The organism is Micromonospora sp. CB01531 (assembly GCF_001905095.1).
Taxonomy (GTDB): domain Bacteria; phylum Actinomycetota; class Actinomycetes; order Mycobacteriales; family Micromonosporaceae; genus Micromonospora.
In genome coordinates, this window is the sequence record NZ_LWLS01000041.1 from 1 (window position 1) to 3,241 (window position 3,241).

3 protein-coding genes are annotated in these 3,241 nt (G+C 67.8%); 2 read left to right on the forward strand and 1 reads right to left on the reverse strand.

Features of this window, described 5'->3' with window-relative positions; all coding sequences use genetic code 11:
• Window positions 1-182: 182 nt before the first annotated feature.
• On the reverse strand, window positions 183-815 hold the full coding sequence (locus A6A27_RS07360) for a TetR/AcrR family transcriptional regulator (protein ID WP_073833796.1): 633 nt from the start codon (window positions 813-815) through the stop codon (window positions 183-185).
• Between the two features lie 161 nt (window positions 816-976).
• Between A6A27_RS07360 and A6A27_RS07365 the strand changes: the two genes are divergently transcribed.
• Both A6A27_RS07365 and A6A27_RS44180 read left to right on the forward strand, forming a co-directional pair.
• A complete protein-coding gene (locus A6A27_RS07365; RefSeq protein ID WP_073833797.1) occupies window positions 977-2,434 on the forward strand; it encodes an MFS transporter in 1,458 nt (485 codons plus the stop codon).
• Between the two features lie 155 nt (window positions 2,435-2,589).
• A complete protein-coding gene (locus A6A27_RS44180; RefSeq protein WP_158073961.1) occupies window positions 2,590-2,742 on the forward strand; it encodes a hypothetical protein in 153 nt (50 codons plus the stop codon).
• Window positions 2,743-3,241 lie beyond the last annotated feature (499 nt).

Below are 3,241 nucleotides of genomic sequence, written 5' to 3' on the forward strand. Positions count from 1 at the left end.
GCTTGACACCTCAGCTCCTGGGGTGTCTGACACGTCAAGCGCGCCCGTTCGTCATCGTTCACCACGACGGCTTCAACCAACGCGGCATGTGGCGGTTTGACATCACCCTGTCAATCCCCTGGCCGCGCTCGCGACCCAGCCGAGCCGACATTTGCATGCATCCTCGATCATCCTTGCCGTTGTCATCCTGCGGATGCTGTGTCGGCGGTTATGGACCATATTCCGGCGCGTGCGGCCGCAAGGGCGGCTTTGCCAGCGCGGTCGGCGTCGGCCTCCGTGAGAGGGCCGCCGGTGTTGAGAAGTGTGTAGTACAGGGGGGCGGAGACGGCGGAGATGACGCGGATGGCGTCGGTGCCCTCGGGGAGTTCGCCGCGTTGGATGGCGTCGGTGACGCAGCCGGCCCACTCGGCGATCCGTGTGGCGTAGAAGCGGTGGAGTGCCTCGGCGGCCTGTTCGTCGCAGAGTGAGGCGGCGATCAGGGCTTTGAACAGCCGTCCCTGTCGGGGGTCGGTGAGCGTCTTGACCACCAGGTGGGCGTTGGCGCGCAGATCACCCTCGATGGAGCCGGTGTCGGCGCGGGGCAGGGACTGCGCCGCCATGTCGTCGAGCAGGTCGGCAGCGAGGGTGCCGGGGGTGCCCCAACGGCGGTAGACGGTGGTCTTGCCAACCCCGGCCTGACGGGCGACCTCGGCCAAATCGAGGGCCTCGAAGCCCTCTTGGGCCAGGACGTCGCCAGCCGTCTGCAGGACGGTTTCGCGGACGCGGGCGGTGCGGCCACCTGGCCGGATGGTGCCGGGAGCTGGGGTGTCGGCCATGGGTGGACCTCCTTCGTGCGGCGCTTCACGATCCCACAGACAACAGTATCGGTACTGGCGTTCCGTTACGACGTTCCGTGGTGCTACAGTTGCCAGCCTAACGGAACGATAGACCCGTTAGTTTCTCGGTGCAGGGGTGGACTCGAAAGGAAACGCATGTCATGTCCACAACCAGCGCCGCATCGCGGCGCACATCACCTGCCGTCGCTCACTCACCGCAGCCACCGCGGCTGACCGGCCATCTCAAGCTGGTCCTCGCCGTCCTGCTGGTCGCCCAGTTCATGCTGGCCGTCGACTTCTCGATCCTGAACGTCGCGTTGCCCGCGATCGGCGACGGTCTCGGCTTCTCCCTGGCCAACCTGCAGTGGATCGCCACCTCGTTCGCACTGTGCGCGGCCGGCCTCACCCTCTTCTTCGGCCGCATCGGCGACCTGGTCGGCCGCAAGCGGATCTTCCTCGGCAGTCTCGGCCTGTTGGGCGTGGCCTCTCTCGTCGGCGGCCTCGCCCCCAGCCCCGAGATCCTGATCGTCGCCCGCGTCGCCCAGGGCCTGGCCACCGCAGCTGCCACCCCAGCCGGGCTCTCCCTGCTGACCATCTCCTTCCCCGAAGGCCCGCTGCGGCAAAAGGCCCTCGGCCTCAACGGCGCGCTGATGTCCGCCGGTTTCACCACCGGCGCCATCCTCGGCGGTGTGCTCACGGATCTGCTGTCCTGGCGCTGGGCCTTCTTTATCAACGTGCCCGTCGCCGTCGCCGTCCTGCTGATCGCTCCCTCGGTCATCCGGGAGTCGAGGCCCGCCGACCGTCCCAAGCTCGACCTGCCCGGCGCCCTGACCGTCACGCTCGGCCTGCTGGGACTCGTCTACGGCCTGACCCAGGCCGGCGAGCACGGCTGGACGAACCCGCACGCGCTGACCGGGCTGATCGCCGGCGCCCTGCTGCTGGTGGCGTTCTACGTCGTAGAGCGGAAGGTGGCCCAGCCGCTCGTCCCGCTCAGGGTGCTGGGTCGCCGGAATGTGGCCTGGGGCAACGTACTGGGCCTGCTGGCCTTTGTCACCGAGACCTCGCTGGTCTACCTACTCACCCTGTACATGCAGAAGACTCTCGGGTTCTCCGCCCTGGCAGCCGGGATCTCCTTCGGCGTCCTGGGCCTCGGCACCGTGGTCGGCGGCTTGCTGGCCCCGAAGGTGATCGCCAAGACCTCCACGCTGACCGCGCTGGTCGCAGGCGGCCTGATCCAAACGATCTTCACCGCGGCTCTGCTCTTCCTGGGCACGAGCACGGCCTCTTCGATGGCGCTACTCCTGCCCGCCACCTTCTTCGGCGGCGTCGGCAACATGCTGGTCATCGTCGGCTTCATGGTCACCGCCACCAGCGGACTGCCCGACAGGGAGCAGGGCCTAGCCACCGGACTGACCACCATGTCCCAGCAGGTCGGCATCACCATGGGCACCCCGATCATGTCCGCGACCGTCACCGCAGCCGGCGCGGGCGCCGGCACGGCCGCAGCGATCCTGGATGGCGTCACCACCGCCATCGCCGTCAACGCCGTCCTGGTCGGGCTCGGTGTCCTTATCGCGGCCATCTTTCTGAACACCCAGCGGCAGCGCCAACAGACCTGAACTCCCAAGCAAAGGCATCGGCGGACAGATCCTGTCTTGTACGGCATCCAGTCAGGTGCGGGCCTGGCGGGGAGCTGGCACAAGCGGCAGACCTCCACGCCCGGCGGCAGCCGGGACCGCAGGAACGCGGCGTCGACCTCTCGGCGGAGCAGGACGTGGACCTGCTCGACGAAGTTGACGGAGCGGATTTCCGTTGGGATCTCGGGATGCCGGTCGGACAGTTCGGTGAGGATCGCGGCCACGTAGGGCATGAAGGCCTCGCCGCCGATGGCGCGATTCTCAGATGGCCCCGCACCTGCTGGGCGTAGGTGGCGGCGACCCTTTGAAGACGGTCCATGGCCGCCACGAGATCACGCGCTTCGGCTACCGGAGCCTGACCGGCTGCGTTGAGATCCATACGACGAGAGAGCTCTGTACCAGGTCGGCGCCCAGCAATGGGTGGAGCACTACCTCTGATGGTCGATTGGACCTGGATGGATCAAAGGCGCGCGATGATCCGGCCCGGCGACAAGCGTCCCGGCCCGCCGGGGCAGTCAGCCGCTCGGGCCGGCAGGCCGCGCGAGTTGCCGAACGGATCCGGTCGGCGTCGGCCAGGGCCCGTCGGACGTTGCCGACAGCACGTCAGCGGGGCTTGCGGCCACGAGTTGCGAACGGGTCGGGTCGATGTCGGCCAGGGCGTGCCGGCTGACGTCTACGAGCGCGCAGAGCTCGGACGTCGGAAAGCTGCCGAACGGTATGCGGATTGTCGTCATTGCGGTCGGCCACGATGAAATGGCTTAGTGCTCATTTCCGTTAATTCGTCGGGGG

What these genes read in the sequence shown, in the direction of transcription:
- A6A27_RS07360 (WP_073833796.1), bottom strand. Translation starts at nt 815, where the DNA reads ATGGCCGACACCCCAGCTCCCGGCACCATCCGGCCAGGTGGCCGCACC.
- A6A27_RS07365 (WP_073833797.1), top strand. Translation starts at nt 977, where the DNA reads ATGTCCACAACCAGCGCCGCATCGCGGCGCACATCACCTGCCGTCGCT.